General features: G+C 70.7%; 3 protein-coding genes. All 3 read right to left on the reverse strand.

Annotated features, from left to right (window positions below):
* The coding region (locus tag HUK84_RS16980) for a biotin carboxylase N-terminal domain-containing protein (RefSeq protein WP_281362842.1) at nucleotides 1–422 on the reverse strand (422 nt) is incomplete at its 3' end.
* A complete protein-coding gene (locus HUK84_RS16985; RefSeq protein ID WP_176641321.1) occupies nucleotides 415–858 on the reverse strand; it encodes an acetyl-CoA carboxylase biotin carboxyl carrier protein in 444 nt (147 codons plus the stop codon). The genes HUK84_RS16980 and HUK84_RS16985, both read right to left, overlap by 8 nt.
* A 12-nt stretch (nucleotides 859–870) precedes the next feature.
* Nucleotides 871–1,638, reverse strand: coding sequence for a LamB/YcsF family protein (locus HUK84_RS16990; protein ID WP_176641322.1), 768 nt, complete (start codon nucleotides 1,636–1,638; stop codon nucleotides 871–873).
* Between the last annotated feature and the right edge of the window lie 117 nt (nucleotides 1,639–1,755).

Below are 1,755 nucleotides of genomic sequence, written 5' to 3' on the forward strand. Positions count from 1 at the left end.
GGCAGCGCGCCGTCCGACCCGGGCAGGCACGGCACGCCCGACCGCCGCATCTGCCGTTTGGCCGCGATCTTGTCACCCATCATGCGCATGATCGCGGCGGACGGCCCCACCAGCACCAGGCCCGCCCGTTCGACCGCGGCGGCGAAATCGGCGCTTTCCGACAGAAAGCCATAGCCCGGATGGATCGCATCCGCCCCGGTCAGCGCCGCCGCCCGCAGGATGCGCGCCCCGTCCAGATAGCTGTGCGACGCCGCCGCCGGCCCGATGCAGATCCGCTCATCCACCAGGCGTAGATGCGCCAGCGCGGCATCCGCCTCGGAATAGACCCCCACGCTGCGCAGTCCCAGCAGGCGGCAAGCCCGGGCGATGCGCAGGGCGACTTCGCCCCGGTTGGCGATCAGGACGGTGCGGATCTCAGCCATTCCGCGCCTCATCCAGCCGCGTGACGGCAAATAGCGGCGTGCCCGGCTCGACCGCCTGTCCGTTCGCGCACAGCGTCTCGCGGATTATGCAGGCGAATTCCGCCTCGATCCGCGTCAGCGTCTTCATCACGTCCAGGACATAGAGCGGCTGCCCCGCCGCGACCCTGTCCCCCACGCCGACGAAGGGCGCGGCATCCGGGGCGGGCGCGGCATAGAACTGCCCATACATCGTCGCGGCGATCACCTCGGGCGTGGCGGCGGGCTTATCCCCCATCCCGTTTCGCGTCGCGGCCGGCGGCGGGGTATGTGGAGCGGCCGCGTCGTCGTCCCGCACCAGGCGGATCTGCTGGTCGCCATGCCGGTATTCCAGCTCGGCGATGCCCAGCGCGCGCATCCGGGCCATCAGCGCCTCGATCTGCTCCAGCGTCAGCATCATGGCCGCCGCCTTTCAGGTCAGCGCGCGCAGGGCGATGCCCGCCGCTTCCAGCCGCGCACGTGTCAGGCGCGCCACGGTGACGGATTCGGCGTTGTCGCCATGCACGCAGATCGTATCGATCTGCGTCGGCAGCATCCGGCCCGACACGGTCTCGATCGCGCCCGCCCGCACCATGCGCACCACCCGGTCGGCGGCGAACGCCGCGTCATGCAGCACGGCGCCCGGTTCCTTGCGCGGCACCAAGTGCCCGTCCTCGGTATAGGCCCGGTCGGCGAAGATCTCGGAAAAGATCGTCATGCCCCGCGCGCGGCCGATCCGCTCCAGATGGCTCAGCGCGATCGCCACCACCGGCAGCGCCGGATCGACGCGCCGTACCGCCTCGATCACCGCCTCGGCCACCGCCGGGTCGCGCTCGGTCAGGTTGCCCAGCGCACCATGCGCCTTCACATAGGTCATGCAGTGTCCGGCATAGGCCGCCAGCGCCCGCGCCGCGCCGACCTGATAGGCGACGATCCGCTCGATCTCGCCGGTGGAAAACGGCATGACCCGCCGCCCGAACCCCCACAAATCCGGAAAGCCCGGATGCGCCCCGGCCGCGACCCCCTTCGCGCGCGCCAGGGCAAAGGTCGCGGCCATCACTTCCGGGTCGCCGCCATGGAACCCGCATGCCACGTTGGCCGAGGTCACGACATCCAGCATCGCCGCGTCGTTGCCGATCGTATACTGGCCGAAGCTCTCGCCCAGGTCGGCGTTCAGGTCGATCGTCTTGCGTCCGGTCATGGCATTCTTCTCCAGCAATCGGGACTTACGCGGGGATCGGCATGTGGCGCAGAGCGGCGAATTCCGCCTGTCGCCGGGCCTGGCGCGCCGCCGCGTCCCGCAGGGCCGCGACCGCCT

Source organism: Nguyenibacter vanlangensis, from assembly GCF_013376155.1.
Taxonomy (GTDB): Bacteria; Pseudomonadota; Alphaproteobacteria; order Acetobacterales; family Acetobacteraceae; genus Gluconacetobacter; species Gluconacetobacter vanlangensis.